Source organism: Neptunitalea lumnitzerae (genome assembly GCF_027924185.1).
In the GTDB taxonomy this organism is placed as follows: domain Bacteria; phylum Bacteroidota; class Bacteroidia; order Flavobacteriales; family Flavobacteriaceae; genus Neptunitalea; species Neptunitalea lumnitzerae.
The window spans coordinates 860348-882755 of record NZ_BRVO01000001.1 but is presented as its reverse complement, the minus strand read 5'-3'; the positions used below and the strand labels follow the sequence as shown (position 1 = coordinate 882755).

At 34.5% G+C, this 22408-nt stretch carries 18 protein-coding genes; 10 read left to right on the top strand and 8 right to left on the bottom strand.

Going from position 1 to position 22408, the window contains the following annotated elements:
- Positions 1-6: 6 nt before the first annotated feature.
- Complete coding sequence (locus Y10_RS03890; RefSeq protein ID WP_281764054.1) at positions 7-2850, bottom strand: TonB-dependent receptor; 2844 nt, start codon at positions 2848-2850, stop codon at positions 7-9.
- A 163-nt stretch (positions 2851-3013) separates the two neighbouring features.
- Complete coding sequence (locus tag Y10_RS03885) at positions 3014-4597, bottom strand: tetratricopeptide repeat protein (protein WP_281764053.1); 1584 nt, start codon at positions 4595-4597, stop codon at positions 3014-3016.
- A gap of 322 nt (positions 4598-4919) precedes the next feature.
- On the opposite strand from Y10_RS03885, the gene Y10_RS03880 reads away from it, so the two are divergent.
- Positions 4920-5894 carry a ribonucleotide-diphosphate reductase subunit beta gene (locus Y10_RS03880; protein WP_281764052.1) on the top strand — a complete coding sequence of 325 codons (975 nt, stop codon included), beginning with the start codon at positions 4920-4922 and terminating at the stop codon, positions 5892-5894.
- 23 nt (positions 5895-5917) lie between these two features.
- Positions 5918-7612, top strand: a complete 1695-nt coding sequence (locus Y10_RS03875) for a ribonucleoside-diphosphate reductase subunit alpha (RefSeq protein WP_281764051.1) — start codon at positions 5918-5920, stop codon at positions 7610-7612.
- 74 nt (positions 7613-7686) lie between these two features.
- Here the strand turns inward: Y10_RS03875 and Y10_RS03870 are convergent, their stop codons facing one another.
- The 4 genes from Y10_RS03870 to Y10_RS03855 form a co-directional block, all read right to left on the bottom strand.
- Entirely contained in the window at positions 7687-8271 is a 585-nt protein-coding gene (locus tag Y10_RS03870) for a DUF3332 domain-containing protein (RefSeq protein WP_281764050.1), read from the bottom strand.
- Between the two features lie 196 nt (positions 8272-8467).
- The gene (rpmA, locus tag Y10_RS03865; protein WP_281764049.1) at positions 8468-8728 is read right to left on the bottom strand and encodes a 50S ribosomal protein L27; all 261 of its coding nucleotides are present in this window, start codon (positions 8726-8728) and stop codon (positions 8468-8470) included.
- Positions 8729-8754: 26 nt separating this feature from the next.
- On the bottom strand, positions 8755-9246 hold the full coding sequence (gene rplU, locus Y10_RS03860; protein WP_281764048.1) for a 50S ribosomal protein L21: 492 nt from the start codon (positions 9244-9246) through the stop codon (positions 8755-8757).
- A 79-nt stretch (positions 9247-9325) separates the two neighbouring features.
- A complete protein-coding gene (locus tag Y10_RS03855) occupies positions 9326-9799 on the bottom strand; it encodes a DUF4199 domain-containing protein (protein ID WP_281764047.1) in 474 nt (157 codons plus the stop codon).
- A gap of 197 nt (positions 9800-9996) precedes the next feature.
- Between Y10_RS03855 and Y10_RS03850 the strand changes: the two genes are divergently transcribed.
- The 3 genes from Y10_RS03850 (at position 9997) to Y10_RS03840 (ending at position 14016) form a co-directional block, all read left to right on the top strand.
- Positions 9997-11322: a M16 family metallopeptidase gene (locus Y10_RS03850; protein WP_281764046.1), complete on the top strand. Its 1326-nt coding sequence runs from the start codon at positions 9997-9999 to the stop codon at positions 11320-11322.
- A gap of 18 nt (positions 11323-11340) precedes the next feature.
- A complete protein-coding gene (locus tag Y10_RS03845) occupies positions 11341-13416 on the top strand; it encodes an insulinase family protein (protein WP_281764045.1) in 2076 nt (691 codons plus the stop codon).
- Between the two features lie 117 nt (positions 13417-13533).
- On the top strand, positions 13534-14016 hold the full coding sequence (locus Y10_RS03840) for a cation transporter (protein ID WP_281764044.1): 483 nt from the start codon (positions 13534-13536) through the stop codon (positions 14014-14016).
- A 65-nt stretch (positions 14017-14081) separates the two neighbouring features.
- On the opposite strand, the gene gdhA is transcribed toward Y10_RS03840, so the two are convergent.
- On the bottom strand, positions 14082-15422 hold the full coding sequence (gene gdhA / locus Y10_RS03835) for an NADP-specific glutamate dehydrogenase (RefSeq protein WP_281764043.1): 1341 nt from the start codon (positions 15420-15422) through the stop codon (positions 14082-14084).
- Positions 15423-15654: 232 nt separating this feature from the next.
- On the opposite strand from gdhA, the gene Y10_RS03830 reads away from it, so the two are divergent.
- Positions 15655-16440 carry a THC0290_0291 family protein gene (locus Y10_RS03830; protein WP_281764042.1) on the top strand — a complete coding sequence of 262 codons (786 nt, stop codon included), beginning with the start codon at positions 15655-15657 and terminating at the stop codon, positions 16438-16440.
- A gap of 109 nt (positions 16441-16549) precedes the next feature.
- Here Y10_RS03830 and Y10_RS03825 read toward each other — a convergent pair whose 3' ends face one another.
- Complete coding sequence (locus Y10_RS03825) at positions 16550-17491, bottom strand: nicotinic acid mononucleotide adenyltransferase (RefSeq protein WP_281764041.1); 942 nt, start codon at positions 17489-17491, stop codon at positions 16550-16552.
- A 192-nt stretch (positions 17492-17683) separates the two neighbouring features.
- On the opposite strand from Y10_RS03825, the gene Y10_RS03820 reads away from it, so the two are divergent.
- The 4 genes from Y10_RS03820 to serS all read left to right on the top strand — a co-directional run bounded on the left by Y10_RS03820 (position 17684) and on the right by serS (position 22366).
- The gene (locus Y10_RS03820) at positions 17684-18685 is read left to right on the top strand and encodes an NAD(P)H-dependent glycerol-3-phosphate dehydrogenase (RefSeq protein ID WP_281764040.1); all 1002 of its coding nucleotides are present in this window, start codon (positions 17684-17686) and stop codon (positions 18683-18685) included.
- A gap of 69 nt (positions 18686-18754) precedes the next feature.
- Positions 18755-19693, top strand: a complete 939-nt coding sequence (locus Y10_RS03815) for a bifunctional riboflavin kinase/FAD synthetase (RefSeq protein ID WP_281764039.1) — start codon at positions 18755-18757, stop codon at positions 19691-19693.
- Entirely contained in the window at positions 19683-20999 is a 1317-nt protein-coding gene (locus Y10_RS03810) for an HTTM domain-containing protein (protein ID WP_281764038.1), read from the top strand. Before Y10_RS03815 ends, Y10_RS03810 begins: the two co-directional genes overlap by 11 nt.
- Before the next feature lie 95 nt (positions 21000-21094).
- Entirely contained in the window at positions 21095-22366 is a 1272-nt protein-coding gene (gene serS / locus Y10_RS03805; RefSeq protein ID WP_281764037.1) for a serine--tRNA ligase, read from the top strand.
- Positions 22367-22408: the final 42 nt, after the last annotated feature.

The following is a 22408-nucleotide window of genomic DNA, read 5'->3' as shown; positions in this document are numbered from 1 at the left end:
AGCTTATTAAAAAATGTTATACTTAACACCAAACGTTAATCTTCTTTCATAATATTCCATTTGCATAGTTCTGCTACTAACCCCTTGGTAATAACGTAACGGCTGGTTGGTAATATTATTTAAACTAGCATACATGCTTAAGTTTTTAGTAAACGAATAATTTACGTTAAAGTCTAAGAAAAACTGTTGGTCATAGTATCTATCTTCAAAGCTGTTTCCTCCTAATTCATCTAAATACGCATCAGAGAAGTTACCCGATAAACGAGCGCTTAATTTTTTATCTGCATACGATAATGATGCATTAAACATATTTGGTGACGATCCTGGTAATTCAAGATCTCCTCTTTCGTCTCCGTCTTCGTTACGGATACCTTTAGCATCTGAGTTTAAGTACGTATAGTTAAGGTACACCCCAAAGTTTTTAGCAAACCCAGGTAAAAAATCTAACTGACGTTGGAAAGACACCTCTGCACCGTATACCATAGCGTTGTCTCCGTTCATGGGTTGGTATACCTCGTACCCTTCTTCGTTTTCTGTTACAAACGTATAAGCAAAATCACGAATATCTTTGTAGAAAACACCCCCTGAAATAACCCCTACAGATTTGTAGTAGTGCTCTGCCATAAAATCAAAGTTCATTGATTTAGCAGGGTCTAAGTTAGGGTTACCTAAAACTATCTCTTCATCTTCTCTGTTAATTTCACTAAACGGAACTAAATCTACATAGTTTGGTCTTGCCAAAGTGTTTGTCCAAGCAAAACGTAATACCGTATTATCAGTAGCGTTGTATTTAAAGTGAACGCCAGGTAAAATGTTTGTATAGGTACTTTCACCATTTACAGCAGTAACCCCAGCAAAATCTCCGTCTTCATCTAAAGTAAGCTCATTACCAGTACTTTCTATGTGTGTACTCTCTAAACGTATACCAAATAACACGCTTAATTTATCAGATAATTTTTGGTCTGCCATTACATACCCTGCATATACGTTTTCAGTAACATCAAAGTTAGCTGTTAAGTACTCGTCTGGTACATCTTCCCCTTCAAACAAATCAGTATTGGTTAAGTTAAGACCTCCTAAGTATTCTGCTGTAGCAAAGTACCCTGCTTGGTACTGGCTACCCGCTAAGAAATCAGGATCTGAATAATCTTTAGTAGCAACATCTGCCATGGTTTCTAAACCAGCAATAGGTGAATATTCTATGAAACCATTCGCTCTGTTTTTGTTTTTAAATCTACCTCTAGCACCAAATTTAAAAGTACCATCTCCTTTACCAAACAGGTTAGCAGGTAATTCAAAATTAGCAAACATGTTAAAGTCTTCTTCTTCTGTGTATTGGTTTTCCTCGGTAATTTCACCAAACTCAAAGTTATCTAAAGCTAAGTCTGCTTGGTTTAATGGTGCATATCTTGGGTACTCAGACTGTGCCGTTCTGCTTACCATTAATTCAGATTCAAACTCAATATAACGCTCGTTTAAACGCTCTTCAGAAGCTTTTGCATACGCTGCCATCCAATCAAATTTCACATTACCAAAAAGGTGGTTACCACCTAAAGTATAGTTTTGCATACGTTGGTCTTCTAAACGTCTGTTTTTATTACGGTTGTTATTAATACCCCCTTTGGTTTGGCGTTTTGTTTCTGCCGGGAAGCTTAATAGGTTACCATCTACTACAGAAAAGTCATTTGGTCCAATATCTTCTCCGTCTAAAATTTCATATTCTACTCTATAACGGTTTTCTCTATCATCTCTCCAGTTATACATAGATTTGAAGAAAATGGTATTGTTATCGTTAAACTTATAATCAAAGTTAGCAGAGAAACTTCTTCTAATACGCTGTACCAAATAAGTTCTTAGCTCGTATGTATTGTTATAAGGATTTACGTCTACCGACTCTAAGTTATCCTCATCTCCGTTGTTATATTCAAACTCATCTGTCCATTCTGCTTCTACATTATCAGAACCAAAATCGCTATCGTTATAAGATGCTGAAACCATCCAACCGAATTTTCCGTTTTTAGTACGGTCTCCTACTAAGAACGATCCGTTAATAACTGGTTTGTCATTAATAAAATTAATACCAGAACCCAATGTAGCTGCCAAACGGAAAGATTGTGGTGCCGAACGTGTAATAAGGTTTACAGACCCTCCTAGTGCGTCTCCATCCATATCAGGAGTTACCGCTTTGTTTACCTCAATGGTTTGAATCATATCAGAAGGAATAAGGTCCATCTGTACGTTACGGTTATCTCCCTCTGCAGAAGGTATACGGCTACCATTTAAGGTTACCGAGTTTAATTGTGGTGCCATACCACGTACAATAATGTTTCTGGCCTCCCCTTGGTCTACCTGCATGGTAATACCTGGTATACGTTTTACAGCATCTCCAATGTTAGCATCTGGAAACTTACCAATTTGCTCTGTAGAAACTACGTTGGTAATATTGGTGTTATTTTTCTGTGTATTTAATGCTCTAGCTTGTCCACCAAGTCCAAACCCTGTTACTTCAACTTCTTCTAGTTCCACGTTTGAAGAAGACAGTACAATGCTCACAGCAACGGTTTGGTTAGCAGTTACAGTAACCGGTGCTTCAGTATCTTCAAAACCTAAATATTTCACTGTGATAGTGTAATCTCCTGCAGGTACATTTACAAAAGTAAATTTACCATCTTGGTCACTTACTACTCCTTTATTAAGTGATTTAATCATTACAGATGCACCTGGTACATAAATACCATAATCATCGGTAATAGTTCCTTGAATTGTTCCCTCTCCGGTCTGTGCAAAACCAAAAAATAGGGCAACAAACCATGTTACAATAGCTAATTTAAAGCCAGTTAGTTGTTTCATTATTTGTGTTTTTTGTTTTCACCAAAATTATGTTTATCAACATATTACACCTTAAAATTAAAAGCAACAAAAGAGAAACAATTGTAATTTTGAGAGAAACAACAAAGCAACAATTAAGATTTCTTTACATTACACTAACAATAAGAAAAGATGAGGTGTTTTTTTAGTAGTCTAGCATGAAATTTACCAGTTCTTGCTTTTGATCTATGGGTAATTTTTTTCTTAATCGATATCTGGCCACCCTAACACTATCTGGAGTAACTCTTAAAATAGATGCTATTTCTTTACTAGAAAGATTTAAACGTAGTAGCATTGCCAAACGTAATTCTGTAGAGGATAATTTTTGTTCAGATACCGCCGAAATCTTTTTAATAAAGTCTGGGTGTATGTCTTCAAAAAATTGCATAAACTCATCCCATTCTTCGTCTTGTTCTAAAGTAGTTTCCATTTCTCTGGCAATACTCTTTATTTTAGTATGCACATCTACCTTAGTTCTGGTAGCTAATTTTTTTAAAGAAGCAGCTACATCTGTAATGAGTTTGTTTTTTTGAGCCAGTGTTAAACTATATTTAGACAGTGTAACTGTTTTTAATTGTATTTCGTTTTGTAGATTTTGCTCTTCAATTTCTTTCTGCTTTAATTCTGCACGCATCATACGTTGCTCGTACTCCTGTAATTTAACTCCGGCCTTTCTCCTTTTATTAATTAATAAAGAAAACGTACCTCCACCTACAATTAGTACTATTATGGCAAACCACATCAGGTTTTGATGCGCCTCACTAATTTTATTCTGCTGTGTTAAATATTTAATTTGATCTTCCTTTACTTTAGTATCATATACGGTTTGCAACACATTCATTTGATCAAAATTCTGAGAATAAAATTCATCCTCTTTCACTTGGTGGCTTTTTTGTAGATACTTGTATGCCTCTTCAAAATTATTTTGCAGCACATACGTTTTGGCTAAATCTCGGTAAGCACTTTCTAGCTGATGTCCATCATTATACTGTACAGCCAAATCTTTGGCTTGCGAGGTATAATACAACCCATTCTTATAGTCTCCTGTTTTTCTATACGTATCTCCAATATTATTAAGTACATTTAGGCTAGCCTCTGGTTCCATTTTAGAAAAATAGGTGTGCGACTTCACAAAATAACTCCTAGCTTTTTCATACTGCTCCAAGTCTTCATAAATGCTTCCTATATTTTCATTCACTATAGCTATACCTTCCTGGTCATGTATAGATTCAAATAAATCTAAACTCTCTTCCTGATGATTTAATGCTAAGAGATAATCAGATTCTTTCTCGTAACAAGTGCCTAACAACTCGTGTGCTATTGCCTCTAATTTCCTATATGCTTTTGCATGAGCTCTTTCTATACTATTGGTAAGCAACTCCTTTGCTTTGGGGTAACTTTTTAATAGCAATTGAACATCCCCTAACTGAATTTGAACTGCAATTTGTAAAGAATCATTGTTTAATGTCTTTGCCAAGCCAGCAGCTTCATTTAGTTGTTCAATAGCTTCAGGAAATATACCAGACTGCTTAAAAAAATCGCCTAATTGTATATATATCTTACACGTCTCTTGTAAAGATTTGCTTTCTTTTGCCTCTTTTAACTGCTTTTTATAGGTATAAAACAAGGAATCCTTTGAAATTTCAGAGGCCGAAAAATGGTTCTTTTGCTGCCCAAAAGTAACCAGTGTACAAAACAAAAAAAGTGTGTACAGATAATTAAATTTCATGTATAGTTGGTTTAAGTAAACAGTTTGTAAAATTGTAAACTTTATATTATCTAAAAGTTAGATTGTTGTCATTTTTTGTTTAATAATTGTAAACAATAAGAAGCACCAAAAATCGCAAACCATTGATAAAAAGGGACTTCACGCACTGTTAATAAACTTTTCAAATCTTTTTGATGTTTTTAGAAAATTAAAAGTTTTGAAAACTTAACTTAGTTCTCCCGATAAAAAATGAATAATACCCTATTCATTTTTTCCAGAAATCTGATTTCAAAAACATTAGAAAAAAAGTAGAAAAAGAACCGTATTAAAAACAGTGTGAGTTATGGGCATTTTTGACAGAAGAGTAAATTACAAACCATTTGAATACCCTGATGTATTACAATTTACCGAAGCTATTAATAAAGCGTATTGGGTACATAGCGAGGTTGACTTTACAGCAGACACGCAAGACTTCCATTCGCATTTAAATCAGGCAGAAAAAACGGCTATCAAACACAGTCTTTTAGCTATTGCACAAATTGAGGTTGCAGTAAAGTCTTTTTGGGGTAATATATACAATCATTTTCCAAAACCTGAGTTAAACGGACTAGGAACTACCTTTGCTGAATGTGAGTTTAGACACTCTGAGGCTTATTCTAGATTATTAGAAGTACTTGGCTATAATAATGAATTTAGAGATTTATTAGAGGTACCTGTAATTAAAGAACGTGTAGAATACCTATCACAAGCATTACAAAATGCAAATTCTCAAGACAATAAGAAATACGTTGTTTCTTTAATCTTATTTTCTATTCTTATAGAAAACGTTTCACTTTTTAGCCAGTTTGCCATTATACTTTCTTTTACCCGCTTTAGAGGATTAATGAAAAATGTAAGCAACATTATTGCCTGGACTTCAGTAGACGAACAAATACATGCTAATGGAGGTATCTATTTAGTTAATAAAATTAAAGAAGAATATCCCGACTTTTTTGACCAGGCTACTTTAGACCATATCAAAGAAACTGTAAAACACTCTTTAGACATTGAGGGCAAAATTTTAGATTGGATTTTTGAAGATGGTCATTTAGAAAATGTAAAAAAAGAAGACCTATTAAACTTTATGAAGTTTAGAATAGACGAGAGCATGGAGAAAATAGGGATGGATAAAATATATTATGTATCCGCTGAAGAATATGCTCCTTTACGTTGGTTTGAAGAGGAAGTTTTTGCCAACAGTTTAGATGACTTTTTTGCTAAAAGACCAGTAGATTACACAAAACACGATAAGAGTATTACAGCTAACGACTTATTTTAATTCCCCAAAACTTAAATAAAAACATGTTTACAAAAGAACTGCCACTTACCAACGAAACAGATACCACCCTAAGAAAAAAACTTTGGTGGAAAAATGAAGAGAGCGAGCAAATATTAAACAGAGGTTACCTTTTAAAAGGAGAAACTGTAGAGGGGGCAATAGACCGTATTACTACGGCAGCTGCTAAAAGATTATACAAACCAGAATTAAAAGAATCATTTCAAGAAATGATTGAGCGCGGATGGATGAGCTTAAGTTCTCCTATTTGGGCCAACATGGGTACCGAACGTGGTTTACCTATTTCTTGTTTTAACGTACATATACCAGACCATATTGAAGGGATAACGCATAAACTTGGAGAAGTTATTATGCAAACCAAAATTGGAGGGGGTACCTCAGGCTATTTTGGGTCGTTAAGAGCTAGAGGTAGTGCAGTTACCGATAATGGTAAAAGTAGTGGAGCCGTTAGTTTTATGAAACTGTTTGATACCGCTATGGATACTATTTCTCAAGGAGGTGTAAGACGTGGTGCTTTTGCTACTTATTTAGATATAGACCACCCGGATATTGAGGAGTTCTTAAAAATTAAAGATATAGGTAACCCTATTCAAAACTTATTTTACGGAGTTTGTGTTTCCGATTACTGGATGCAAGAAATGATTGATGGCGATATGGACAAACGTAAAGTTTGGGCTAAAGTATTAGAAAGTCGCCAACAAAAAGGTTTACCATATATCTTCTTTACAGATAATGTAAACAGAAACAAGCCTCAAGTTTATAAAGACAAAGGAATGCAAGTAAACGCTAGTAACCTGTGTTCGGAAATTATGCTACCTTCTTCTATAGATGAATCTTTCATTTGCTGTTTATCATCAATGAACTTAGAACTGTATGACGAATGGAAAGATACCGAAGCAGTAAAACTTGCTATTTATTTCTTAGACGCCGTATTACAAGAGTTTATTGTAAAAACAGAAGATAACCACTACTTAGCTTCTGCTAACAAATTTGCTAAGAGACACCGTGCGTTAGGACTAGGAGTTTTAGGCTGGCACTCGTACCTGCAGAAAAACATGATTCCTTTTGAAAGCATGCAAGCAAAAATGAAGACCACTGAAATTTTTCAGCATATTCAAGCAAAAGCAGATAAAGCGAGTGAAGAGTTAGCAAGAATTTACGGTGAGCCAGAAGTATTACAAGGATACGGAAGAAGAAACACCACAACCCTTGCTATTGCACCAACAACATCATCTTCTGCTATTTTAGGGCAAACCTCACCAGGTATTGAACCTTTTAGCAGCAATTATTACAAGGCAGGATTATCTAAAGGTAACTTTATTAGAAAAAATAAATACCTGAAACAATTACTAGAAGAAAAAGGTATTGACAATGAAGATACTTGGAGAGACATTATGCTTGATGGCGGAAGTGTACAAAAACTAAAAGAGCTTACCCAAACTGAAAAAGACGTATTTAAAACTTTTAAAGAAATCAGTCAGTTAGAAATTATAATACAAGCATCTATACGCCAGAAATTTGTAGATCAATCACAAAGTTTGAACATCAACATACCAGCAGCAGTACCTATTAAAGAGGTAAACAAGCTAATTATTGAAGCCTGGAAACTAGGTGTTAAAACTCTTTACTACCAACGTAGCCAAAGTGTATCTAAAGAAATGGTTAACAACTTAGTTAACTGTAGCAGTTGCGAATCGTAACCACCACATATATGCAATAAAAAAGTCCCTAAATAGGGACTTTTTTTTATAATACACTTTTCTTTGTTATTTCATTATTCATTAGAAGCTAAATACGTACGCTCTTCAATAGCTTCAATTTTATGATTTAGTAGCGCCATACCCTCTTCAACAGGCTTGTTAGGGTCTATAGCAACATTAGAACCATTAGGCAAATGCACTAAAAAGAAACCATCTTTATAAGAAGCCAATTCAATAACTTCTCCATTAGGCTTAACAGCGCTCCAAGTTTGTGTTTCAGGGTTGTAAACCATATCTAGTCTACTCCCTTTTTTAGGCCCTTTTAATACCTCTACAACTAGTTTGTTCTGAGTAGCCGTCATTTTAATCTTATTTCCTTCATGACGCACTATTTGAGTTTCTACCTCACCCTCTTCCATTGCTACAGGGTTAGAGCCAGACCAAAATTCAATGGTGTTAAAAATAATGGTATCACCCAATATAAAAAGCTCATAAACAGGAACTATCCATAAGCCCCAAAATAATAAGTTATTCACAAACTTACTATCACTAACACCGCTATTCCATTCTCTTAGCCCGTTAAACGCACTATAAGAACCCAAACAACTTGTACACAATACTGAACCTGCCAGCATTACACATACCAGACCTTTTTTCATAACATAATTTTTTTAGTTGATATTCGTTTTAGTGTCAACAATTTAGCAAACACTTAGAATTACAATGTTAATTATTTCTTAAATTGAACGTAAGAATATGTTACATAAAATTAGTCTACGTAAAAATACAACATATAAAAAGGGCGTATAGTTTAAAACTATACGCCCTTTTTATACTTAAAATCTTCGGTTCTAATTACGCCTCGAAAGGAACAATAGAAACATAAGATTTATTATTTCTTTTCTTCTCAAATTTCACAACACCATCAACTTGTGCATGTAATGTGTGATCTTTTCCCATGTAAACATTTTCACCTGGGTTATGAGATGTACCACGCTGACGAACAATAATGTTTCCAGCAATAGCAGCCTGTCCACCAAAAATCTTAACTCCTAATCGTTTCGATTCTGATTCTCTACCGTTCTTCGAACTACCGACACCTTTCTTGTGAGCCATGTCTTACTATTTTTTATGGGTTAAACTTAGCTTAACGCTTCAATTAATTCAGCTTTCTTCATTGAAGAATAACCTTCAATTCCTTTGTCCTTAGCCATTTGCTTTAAATCAGCAACAGTTAACTTACTTAAATCAGTAGTATCTGCAGCAACTTCAGCTTTAGGAGCTTCTTCTTTCTTTTCAACTTTAGCAGCTTTTTTACCACCAGTAGCTGAAATACCTTCGATTACTAATTGAGTTAAAGACTGTCTGTGACCGTTCTTAACTTTGTAACCTTTACGTCTTTTCTTTTTGAAAACAATTACTTTGTCTCCTTTTAAATGTTTTAAGACTTTAGCCTCTACAGAAGCACCGTCTATAGCCGGGGCGCCAATAGTAACTTTCCCTTCGTCGTCTAATAAAAGTACGTTATCTAAAGTAACGTTTGAACCTTCTTCAGCAGACAAACGGTGAACATATACCTTTTGGTCTTTCGCAACTTTAAATTGCTGCCCTGCTATCTCTACAATTGCATACATAGCGTATCCGTTTAAATTATAATTAATTTACTAAAAAATGAGTGCAAATATAATTCTAATTAATTAAACTACAAACACTTTATGCATTTTGATGTGTTTTTTTTGAAAACCTTGAATTCCAGTTGGTTTTCTCCTTTTGCATTACCAGCAAAGTAAGTATAAAACTAGAAGAAATACCCTCTACAAGCAATAAAAACAGTAACAATATAGGTCCGTGTGTATATTCGTCAAACCACTGTTTTAAAATTCGTTTATGAAAATCAGTATCTATACCGTACATATATAAGGTCATAAATGCTACAAATACCAAGGTAGCCACAATACCTGTAACCAATCCGTCTTTAACTCCGTTAAAATACCTAACATTGCCAGAACCTATTTTTTTTGCACTCCTAATACTAGAATAGATTCCTACACCTAACAGAAATGCATTAAAAAAACGCAACCATGCATGGTCAGACAACCCAATTGTTTTTAACAACATGAAATATACTATAAACGAAAAGGCCGTTAAAACACCATACTTTAAATTTGATTTTTCACCAGTATTCATAATCTTATGAATTAAACTTTAACACGATATTAATTATCTGTAAACTAACTAGTTATAAAATAGTGTTAAAAATGATGATTTTACCATTTAATTAAGAGTTTTACGTTAAAATTAGCATAACAATCTTACTTTTGTAACAAATAACACTGTAGTTATACTAATCTATTTTATAACTAGCATTGAAAAAACCATCTACAATGAAAAAAAAATTTCTAACATTAGCCACTTTAGCACTAATGGGTAGTACAACTTTTGCACAAGAGGTAGCCTATGAAGAGTACGACTTAGACAATGGCCTACACGTAATATTACAACAAGACAACACAGCACCAGTAGTAACCGTAGGTGTTATGTACCATGTAGGTTCTAAGGATGAAGAAGCAGGAAGAACTGGTTTTGCTCACTTTTTTGAACACCTTTTATTTGAAGGAACCGAAAATATTGAGCGCGGAAAATGGTTTGATATTGTTTCAGCCCAGGGAGGTAATAACAATGCAAACACCACCCAAGACAGAACTTATTATTATGAAACATTTCCGTCTAACAGTCTTCAATTAGGCTTATGGATGGAGAGCGAACGTATGATGCACCCGGTGATTAACCAAATTGGGGTAGATACGCAAAACGAAGTTGTTAAAGAAGAAAAAAGACAACGTATAGACAATGCTCCGTACGGTAAAATTATTTACGGTACAGGTATTAATCCTCACCTTTTTGAAAAACACCCTTACGGAGAGTCGGTTATTGGTAGTATGGAAGATCTTGATGCTGCACAATTAGAAGAGTTTGTTTCTTTTAACCACAAATTCTACAACCCTAACAATGCGGTTTTAGTGGTAGCAGGAGATTTTAAAACAGAGGAAACTAAAAAAATGATTTCAGATTATTTTGGACCTATCACTAATAATGCTCCAAAACCTGAAAGAACTGTTATTGAAGAAACGCCAATTACACACACCATTAAGGCAACAGAATACGACTCTAACATTCAAATTCCTGTAAAAATATTAGCCTACAGAACTCCTAAAATGAGCGCTAGAGATGCCTATGTTTTAGACTATGTATCAGAACTTTTAACAGGCGGAAAAAGCTCAAGACTTTATAAGAAAATGGTAGACGACCAAAAAATTGCTTTACAAGTGTTAGCTTTTCCTAGGTCTATGGAAGATTACGGAACTTACATTATTGGCGCATTACCTTTAGGAGATGTATCTCTTAAAACACTTACTGATGCAATGGATGAAGAAATTCATAAAATACAAACAGAATTGATTTCTGAAAGAGAGTACCAAAAACTTAGAAACAATTTTGAAAACCAATTTGTAAACTCAAATTCTAGCGTACAGGGTATTGCTAATTCATTGGCAAGATACTACATGCTATACGGAGACACTTCTTTAATTAATAAAGAAATTGAGATTTACAGATCTATTACACGTGAAGACATTAAACGTGTAGCTAATGAATACCTTCAATCAAACCAACGTTTAGAACTAGATTATTTAGCTGAACCTGCTCAGTAATTAAAAATATAGAATAAAATGAGAAAAACACTCACTGTTATCATAGCAATTATACTTACAACAATAAGCGCTAAAGCGCAGATAGATCGCTCACAAATGCCCGAGCCAGGACCAACACCTACAATTAACTTAGGAGCTCCTGAAACCGTAACACTTAGCAATGGCCTAACTGTTTTAATAGTAGAAAACCATAAACTACCTAGAGTTTCTATTAGTTTACAAATAGACAACACACCGCATACGCAAGGAGAAAAAGCTGGGGTTGCTAGCTTAACATCTTCGCTATTAGGTAACGGTTCTACCAACATACCTAAAGACACTTATAATGAAGAAGTAGACTTCTTAGGCGCTAGTATTTCTTTAAATGACGAAGGAGGTTACGCAAGATCTCTTTCTAAGTATTTTGATAGAGTTGCAGAATTAATGGCAGATGCTGCTATTAACCCTAACTTTACCGAGGAAGAATTAGAAAAAGAGCGCAAAAAACTTATTGAAGGTTTAAAAACTGGCGAAAGCAGTGCTGCTGCAGTATCATCTAGAGTTACTGATGTTTTACTTTACGGCGCTAACCACCCTTATGGTGAATTTACCACTGAAGAAACCGTAAACAAAGTTACTTTAGCAGACGTAAAAAATTACTACAAAACATACTTTGTGCCTCAAAATGCATACATGGTAGTTACGGGTGATTTTAAAACTAAAGATGCTAAAAAAATTATTAAAAAATATTTTGGTAAATGGTTATCAGCTAAAGCACCTAACGTAACAGTGCCAAAAGCAAACCCAATACAGTATACCCAAATAAATTTTGTAGACATGCCTAATGCTGTGCAGTCTGAACTAAAAGTAGTAAGCCCTATTGACTTAAAAATGGCAGACGAAGATTACCCTGCTGTTTTGGTTGCTAACTACATTTTAGGAGGAGCCTTTGGTAGTTACCTTAACATGAACCTACGTGAAGAGCACGGATACACCTATGGCGCACGTACTAGCACCTCAGCAGACCAATATTCTAATGGTGAATTTAGAGCTTCTACTAAAATTAGAAACGCCGTTACAGATAGCGCTGTTGTAGAAACATTAAAAGAGATTAAGCGTATAAGAACCGAGTTTGTTGATGATAAAGACCTTGCAAATGCGAAAGCAAAATACCTAGGTAACTTTATTATGGCAACTGAAGACCCACAAACTATTGCGCGTTACGCTCTCAATATTAAAACAAAAAATTTACCAGAGAATTACTACGAAACATTTATTAGCAGAATTAATGCAGTTACTAAAGAAGATGTAAAACGTGTTGCTGAAAAATATTTCCCATACAGAAATTTAAAAATTGTTATTGTAGGTAAAGGAAGCGAAGTTTTACACAAATTAGAAAATATTGATTTTGAAGGTAAAAAACTTCCTGTGTTCTATTTTGATAAATATGGTAATAAAATTGAGCGCCCTGTGTTCTCAAAACCAATTCCTGAAGGAGTAACAGCTAAAACTGTTTTAATGGATTATATTGAAGCTATTGGAGGCATGGAGAACGTTAACAACGTGAAAACCTTAAGTATGAAAGGCATAGCCGAAACACAAGGTATGACGCTAAACATGGAAGCTAAGAAAACCAAAGACGGAAGAGCTTACCAAGCCTTAATATTAGGAGGTAATGTAGTACAAAAACAGGTAATAGGTAAAGATACCGGTTATGTTCTTCAACAAGGTCAAAAGAAAGAATTGACAGCTGAAGAACTTAAAGAAGAAAAAGCTGAAGCTACCACATTTACTGAATTAGTTCTTCTTGAAAACCCAAATATAGAATTAACAGGTATTGAAACTGTTGATGGCAAAGACATGTATGTGATTAAAACTAATGACACAGAAAAACTATACTATGCCACAACTTCTCATCTAAAAATATCAAAAGTTAAAACTATAGAAGCTAACGGACAAACATATAATGTTATCACTACATTTTCTGACTACAAAGAATATGATGGTGTTAAAATACCACTTTCATTTAAGCAAGTTGTTGGTCCGCAAGAAGTTGTTTTTACTATTCAAGAGCTTCAAATAAACGAAGGCGTTACCGATGCTGATTTTGAATAATTAGCCAATCAAAATAATATTTGAAAAAAGGGGTGTACTATGTACATCCCTTTTTTATATACAATAGTGAATATTTTTTCAAGAAAAAGAGTATTTTTATTGCATAAAAGATATCTCATGAAAAAAATATTTTATTACGTTAGCGTTGCGTGCATACTTCTTACGGTTTCGTGCAATACAGCAACAAAAGAACAAGCTGCTAAAACAGAAGTTGCAGCCGCTAATATTTCTAACACAGAATTTAATATAGATGGTATGACCTGTGCCGTAGGTTGCGCAGCTACTATTGAAAAACAATTAAATGAATTAGATGGTGTACAACAAGCCAAGGTAGACTTTGAAAATAAAAAAGCATCTGTAGCATTTGACAGCACTAAACTATCTTTAGAAGCCATTGCCACTACCGTAACTACTATTGGAGACGGCCATACCTACAAGGTATACAACATGGCTAAAACTGACGAAAAAGCTCATACTTGCACAGCTGATTGTAGCAAAGGCTGTACGGCAGAAAAAAAAGAAAATTGCACAGCTAAAACTAAAGCAGCCGGCTGTAACGGTAAAGCTAAAATGGATTGTTGCGCTAAAAAAACTACTTAAAAACACAAAACTATATAATAAAAAAGGAGGCAAATGCCTCCTTTTTATATACACTTCAAAAAAACTTATACTACCCCTTGCGCTAACATAGCATCTGCTACCTTAACAAAGCCGGCAATATTAGCTCCTTTAACGTAATTTGTATATCCATCTTCGGTACCATAAGCAACACAGTTATCATGAATGTTTTTCATAATATCTTTCAACTTATTATCTACCTCTTCTCTTGTCCAACTAATACGTAAAGAGTTTTGAGACATTTCTAAACCAGAAGTTGCTACACCACCAGCATTAGACGCTTTACCTGGTGCAAACAATATTTTAGCTTCATGGAATTTGTGTACTGCCTCAGGCATACAAGGCATATTAGCCCCTTCTGCCACACAAATACATCCATTACCTAATAATTTTTCAGCATCTTCACCGCTCAACTCATTCTGAGTGGCACATGGTAAAGCTACATCACAAGCAACACCCCAAGGAGTCTCACCTTCAAAAAATTCTGCACTACTGTATTTCTCAACGTATTCAGAAATTCTTCCTCTCTTGTTATTTTTAAGATCCATAACAAATGCTAACTTTTCAGCATCTACACCATCTTTATCATAAATATACCCAGAAGAATCAGATAACGTTAGTACTTTACCTCCTAAATGCAACACTTTCTCAGCAGCATATTGCGCCACATTACCAGACCCAGAAATAACCACAGATTTACCCTCCATGCTTTCATTCTTAGTCTGCAACATACTTTCAGCAAAATATACTGTACCATATCCTGTTGCTTCTGGTCTAATTAAAGATCCACCCCATGATAATCCTTTACCAGTAAGTACCCCGGTAAATTCGTTCTTAATTTTTTTGTACATTCCAAATAGGAACCCAATTTCACGAGCACCTACCCCTATATCACCTGCAGGTATATCTGTATGAGGACCAATATGTCTGCTTAATTCCGCCATAAAGTTATGACAGAAACGCATAATTTCAGCATCTGACTTTCCTTTAGGATCAAAATCAGAACCACCTTTACCGCCTCCCATAGGAAGGGTAGTTAAACTATTTTTAAATACTTGCTCAAAAGCCAAGAATTTTAAAATACTCATATTTACAGAAGGGTGAAAACGTAGCCCTCCTTTGTAAGGACCAATAGCAGAATTCATTTGAATTCTGTACCCTCTATTAACTTGTATTTCGCCTTGATCATCCACCCAAGAAACTCTAAAGCTAATAGCTCTTTCAGGCTCTACCATTCTTAAAAGAATGTTTTTACCATTATAAATATCTTGTTCTGCAATATAATCAAGTACTGTTTCAGCTACTTCCTGAACTGCCTGAAGAAACTCTGGCTCATGAGAATTACGGGCTTTTACAAGCTCCATAAACGATGCAACTCTTTGATTCATCTAGTTTTGGATTTAAATATTCACAAAATATACGAGCAAATATATACATATTTTAAATATGCAGCATATAAATTATACTTAAATTATGAATTTAAAAATTTTGACAACTTTAAAATAACAAATCAGTATTTTCGACTATTGGAGTAAATTTTAGGACAGAAGCACCATACTACTAAAAAGTTTGACCACAATTTTTATATATTTGCTATAATAGTTCATATACCTTAAAATAATGCATATAAGAAAAAACATACTTCTGCTAGTTTTTTTGCTTTTTGCCTTGCATAAAGGCTTTTCGCAATTTTCCCATCAACTTGGGTTAATTGGTGGACCTGTAGCTTTTCAATCTGACTACGGGGAAGACAAAAATTTTGACAACATTAAAGGTAACTTAGGTTTTAGTATAGGTGTTATACATTACATGAACCTTGCCTTAAATGCCGACTGTGACTGTTTTAATAGATACACCTATTTTAACGATCACTTTATGATTAGAAATGAATTTATCTATATGCAATCTAAACTTGATCACTTTGGCCAGTGGGTATCCCCTGAATATACTTCGCTTACTGCCGATCAGTTAAGAGCTATGCACGGAGAGATGAAGACACTTTCTGTTGGTTCTCAATTAGAATACTACCCTGTTCCTCTTAGAGAATTTTTAAGTGGTAACTATGTTTTTGTTCCGTATGCAAGTTTAGGGTTTCAAGCAAATTATTACTTCCCTAGAAACTATTCTGACCTAGGAAACATTGAAACGCAACCAGAAGAAACGTTACCAGTAAAATACCAAAACGGACAGTTAAACAATGGCTCAGGCATTGTGATGTCTGCAATAGGAAACGTTGGTATTAAAGTAAAAATAACCAGAGATTCAGATCTTATGGTAGATTTAAGGTATCAGTACTATTTCTCTGATTGGGTAGATGGTATGAGACCAGACCCTGATGTTTATACTGAAAACCAAAATAACGATACTTCTGTATCTCTTTCTTTAGGGTACATCTTCTATTTATAATTAGAATATTACAGATAACAATAAAAAAAAGCCAGTTCTACATTTTGTACGAACTGGCTTTTTAACTAAATAACCAACCAAAAACTTATATTACACAAACTAATATATTTTATAATGCTTTAAACTTAGTTGCATCAAACACCTTATTATTCTCCTTCATTCTCAATTTACCTCTGTTCTCTAGCGTACCTTTTTCAACTTTCTGAGACTTTAAGTAAGGTATAAATCCTCTTCCTCTAAATCTATATGTAGTACCAGAGTATGGGTGATACAACTCTACAGTTTCATCATTAACAACGTACAACTCAAAGTATTCATTGCCCAGAAAATCATAATCTAATGTTAAAGCTTTCACATAGTCTGTGTTAGAAAAATCCATTACTTCATAAATACCTTCATAATCCCAGTATAAGTTGTTAATACTAGTTCCAGGAGCATCTATAGAAGATAGAAAAGTATCTCCGTAACCATCTGGTAAAAACGCTAAAAAGTTCTCGTTATCAAACTCATTAATAGCACCTGCTTGGCTTGTATATATTTTCTCCCAAGCATCATACTCTTGTAAAAAATAATGTATGTTGTCATAAAATACCATATCATAATCAAAATTACTACGTTGGTATCCGTACATTACAAAAGAGGTATTAGTAGCATAATTATACAAACGTACTCGGTTAGCTGCTAACTGTTCTACTTCAAAATTCCATACACCATCTAAATCATGGTCTAATTGTAACGTAGTACTATACACGTCATAATACCCTATATCTACCCCAAAGCCGTTACCAGTAGTACCAATACCAGCTAAGTTATTGTTTGCATAAAGCACTCCATTTCTAAAAGATAACGTAAAGGCAATTTGCATAAACGGAATTTGACCATTGGTATTAGACTCATTAATATCTATATACCAAACCTCGTAAGAGTGCATTAATTGGTTTAAAGATATTCCAGGCTCTACATAAGGATCTTCCATGTACATTTCATTCGTACAAGAAGAAAACCCTATTGTTAATATTGCTAAAGCAAATAGTAATTTTATAGTTTTCATAAGCGTTCGTTTTTCAAGTTAACTGTTCACTCGATTATCGAGTTAAATACTTTGTAAATCTTCTCAAAGTAAATTATAATATTCAATATCTATGCCATTTTTTTTAGCATAGTTATAACACGCTGATCATTAAGACTTCATGTTTTCCTATTTCTTTTTAGTAAATTTGACTATTCTATAAATACAAAAATTATGGACAAAATTGTTAAAGTAGCTGTGATTGGTGGTGGAAGCTGGGCTACTGCAATTGTAAAAATTCTTTGCGAGAATTTAGACTATGTAGGTTGGTACATGCGCAACACTGCTGCCATTGAGCATATTAAAAGAGAAAAACACAACCCTAATTATATTAGCTCTGTTGAGTTTGAAACGGAAAAATTAGGTCTTACCAGTAATATTAACGAAGCTGTAGCAGAAGCTGATATACTTGTTTTTGCAATTCCTTCTGCCTTTTTAGAAAGTGAATTAAAAAACTTAAATGTTCCGCTAAAAAACAAAATTGTGTTTTCGGCCATTAAAGGTATTGTACCAGAAACTGGACTTATTGTTGGTGAACACTTTCATAACCTTTATGAGGTTCCTTTTGAAAATATAGGTGTAATTACAGGCCCATGCCACGCAGAAGAGGTAGCGTTAGAAAGGCTATCATATTTAACCATTGCGTGTTGGGATAGCGAAAAAGCTAAAACAGTAGCCAAAGCTATGAGCTGCGAATACATTAAAACCAAAACCTCTGATGATATTATAGGTAGTGAGTATGCTGCAGTACTAAAAAACATATATGCAATTGCTGCTGGTATTGCACATGGCTTAGGTTACGGAGACAACTTCCAAAGTGTATTAATGAGCTGTGCTATTAGAGAAATGAGACGCTTTATTAAAAGAGTACACAAAATAAAAAGAGACGTAAACAACTCTGCTTATTTAGGTGACTTGTTAGTAACAGGATATTCCGTTTTTAGTAGAAACAGAATGTTTGGTAACATGATTGGTAAAGGGTACACTGTTAAAAGCGCTATGATGGAAATGAACATGGTTGCCGAAGGCTATTATGCCGTTAAAAGTGCTCACCTTATAACCACTAAGTTTACCAGAAAAAGTAAAACGCCTATTATAAATGCAGTTTACGAAATTCTGTATGAAGGGAAAGATGCCAAAACCACTTTTAAGAAATTAACAGATAAACTAGATTAAAAGAACAGGAAAAATATAGCTCATTTTTACAAGCTTCTTTTTCATATCTTTGCTTAAAGAATTCTGAAATTGCAACTAGTTACAACTGCCGAACATACCATTAAAAGTCCTACAATAGTTACTATTGGCACCTTTGACGGGGTACATTTAGGACACCAAAAAATTATAGAGCGCCTTATTGGCACTGCTGCCGCTACAGGTTTAAAAGCTACTATACTAACTTTTTTTCCGCATCCGCGCATGGTATTGCAACAGGCGTCAGACCTTAAACTTATTAATACCATTGAAGAGCGTATTGAATTATTAAAAGAGTCTGGTATAGATTACCTGTTTGTATACCCTTTTGATAAAGAGTTTTCACGCCTTAGCGCAGAAGAGTATGTAGAAAAAATATTGGTACAAAAGATAAATGCCAAAACAGTAGTTATTGGTTATGACCACAGATTTGGTAGAAACAGAACTGCTAATATTACACAGTTAATCACCTACGGAGAAACCTACGGATTTGATGTAGAAGAAATTACAGCGGAGTTAGTAGACGATGTTTCGGTAAGCTCTACCAAAATAAGAAATGCCATTATAGAAAAAGATATTAAAACAGCTAACACCTATTTAGGATATCACTTTTTTATTACTGGTACTGTTGTTAGAGGTAGAGGAATTGGTAGAGAACTACTATACCCTACAGCAAATATTCAAATAAAGGAAAATTATAAGTTAATACCTCCTATTGGGGTATACCTTGTGTATAGCATTATAAACAACAAAAAAGTATTTGGTATGCTAAGTATAGGCTATAACCCTACTATAGCAGATGACATACCAAAAACCATAGAGGTAAACTTTTTAGATTTAGATGCTGACCTTTATGACCAAAAACTAAGAATTCACTTTTTAGAATACTTACGTGGTGAAGAGAAATTCTCATCGTTAGAAGCTCTTAAAAAACAGCTAGACTTGGATAAGGAAAACTGCCTTACCCTTATGAAAGAATACAATGCTCAATAGGTTCTTATTTAAACAAATAGACAACACCTCATTAATTATTTTCAGAATAATTTTTGGGTTGCTTATCTTTTTAGAATCTGTTGGAGCCATTTTTACCGGCTGGGTAAAACGTGCCTTCATGATTCCTGAAATGAATTTTTCATTTATTGGTTTTGAGTGGCTTCAACCCTTACCTGGGTACGGAATGTATTATTATTACGTACTTATGGGGGTGTTTGGGTTATTTGTAATGCTTGGGTTTAAATATAAATGGAGCTTAGGGGGCTTTACACTTATGTGGACAGCCACTTACCTTATGCAAAAAACCAGCTACAACAACCATTACTATCTACTTATATTACTATGCTTGGTAATGTTGGTAATGCCTGCCAACAAGTATCTTTCTGTAGACGCTAAAATAAACCCTAAGATAAAAGCCATTGCTATGCCTAACTGGTGTAGATGGCTTATCATACTTCAAATGTGGATAGTATACACCTATGCTTCGGTTGCCAAATGGTACCCAGATTGGTTTAACTTATCTGTAATAGAAGTTATGATGCATGCAAAAGCAAACTACCCCATTGTTGGCGCTTTGCTACAATACAAATGGATGCATGGTTTTTTAGCCTACTCAGGTATATTGTATGATTTACTGGTGATACCTTTATTATTATACAAACCAACAAGAAAATGGGCATTTTTTGCGTCTATCTTTTTCCACCTATTCAATTCATTTGTTTTTCAAGTGGGTATTTTTCCGTATTTGTCATTAGCGTTTTCACTGTTCTTTTTTGAACCTGAAATTATTAGAAAATACTTTTTGAAAAGAAAACCGCTTTATACAGCCGAAGAGATTATCATACCACCTTACCACCAAATGGTAAAATGGGCAGGTGCTGTGTACCTAGCCTACAACATACTAATGCCTTTACGCCATTGGGTGATTCCAGGGAATGTTTTATGGACAGAAGAAGGACACCGAATGAGCTGGCGAATGATGCTGCGAACCAAAACTGGCCACGTAACCATAAGAGTTACCGACAAAAAAACAAACGAAACTTGGGTAGTTAAAAAATCAGATTACCTTACTCCTAAGCAGAGCAGATTAGTGGCTACCAAACCAGATTTTGCTTGGCAATTTGCTCAAGTTCTTAAAAAAGAATATGCTAAAGAAGGGAAAGACGTTAGCATACATATGGTAGGAACTGCAGTAGTAAACAAAAGCAACCGCAATCCACTTATAAACCCTGAAGTGGATATGGCTTCCGCATCTTGGAACACTTTTTCTCACAACGATTGGATAATGCCTTTTGAAAAAGAATAATTTTTTAAACATTAGTTAAACATATTCCTTTAAATTTGCCACAATAGAAACTTAATTGTTGTAAAAACAATACTGAAAATTTTAATTTATTAATCATGTTACAAGTAGCATTTATTAGAGAACAGAAAGATGCCGTTATTGCCGGTTTATCTAAAAGAAATCTAGACGCCAAAGCAATGGTAGAAGAGGTTTTAAGGTTAGACGAAGAAAGAAGAAGTATTCAGTCATCCTTAGATAACACATTAGCTGAATCTAATAAATTATCCAAAGAAATTGGAATGCTTTTTAAAAGCGGAAAAGCTGCTGAAGCAAATGAATTAAAAGAGAAAACTGCTAATTTAAAGGAAACCTCTAAAGAGCTTACCGATAAATTAAACGAAGCTGCCGATAAATTAACAGAGTTATTGTATCAGATACCTAATGTACCACACGAAAGTGTAAAAGCTGGTAAATCTGAAGAAGATAACGAAGAAATTTTTAAGCACGGAGAAATTCCTCAGCTTGGTGAAGAAGCTTTACCACACTGGGAATTAGCTAAAAAATATGACATTATAGATTTTGAATTAGGAGCTAAAATTACGGGTGCTGGTTTTCCTGTATACAAAGGAAAAGGTGCTAGGTTACAACGTGCTCTAATTTCTTATTTCTTAGACAAAAATACCGCGGCAGGCTACAAAGAGTACCAAGTACCGCACATGGTAAACGAAGCCTCTGGGTACGGCACGGGTCAGTTACCAGATAAAGAAGGACAAATGTACCACGTTACTGCAGATGATTTATACATGATACCTACTGCAGAAGTACCGGTAACTAACTTCTTTAGAGATGAAATGATTGCTGAAAGTGATTTTCCTATTTGTTGTACCGCATACACCCCATGCTTTAGAAGAGAAGCTGGTAGTTATGGTGCACACGTTAGAGGATTGAACAGATTACACCAATTTGACAAAGTAGAAATTGTACGTGTAGAACATCCTGAAAGATCATACGAAGCATTAGAAGGTATGGTGGCACACATTAAAGGTATTCTTGAAGAATTAAAATTACCCTACAGAATTTTAAGATTATGTGGTGGTGACACCGGATTTACATCTGCTCTTACCTATGACTTTGAAGTATTCTCTACCGCTCAAGATCGTTGGTTAGAAATTAGTTCTGTATCCAACTTTGAAACTTTTCAAGCAAACCGCTTAAAATTACGCTACAAAGACAAAGAAGGTAAAAGCAAATTGGCGCACACCTTAAATGGTAGCTCATTAGCATTACCTAGAGTTCTTGCTGGTATTTTAGAAAACTACCAAACAGCCGAAGGCATTCAAATACCAGAAGCATTAGTACCTTATACAGGTTTTGATATGATTGACTAATAAATTAGTCACCTAAAATATAATCCGTAGCACGCCCATGGC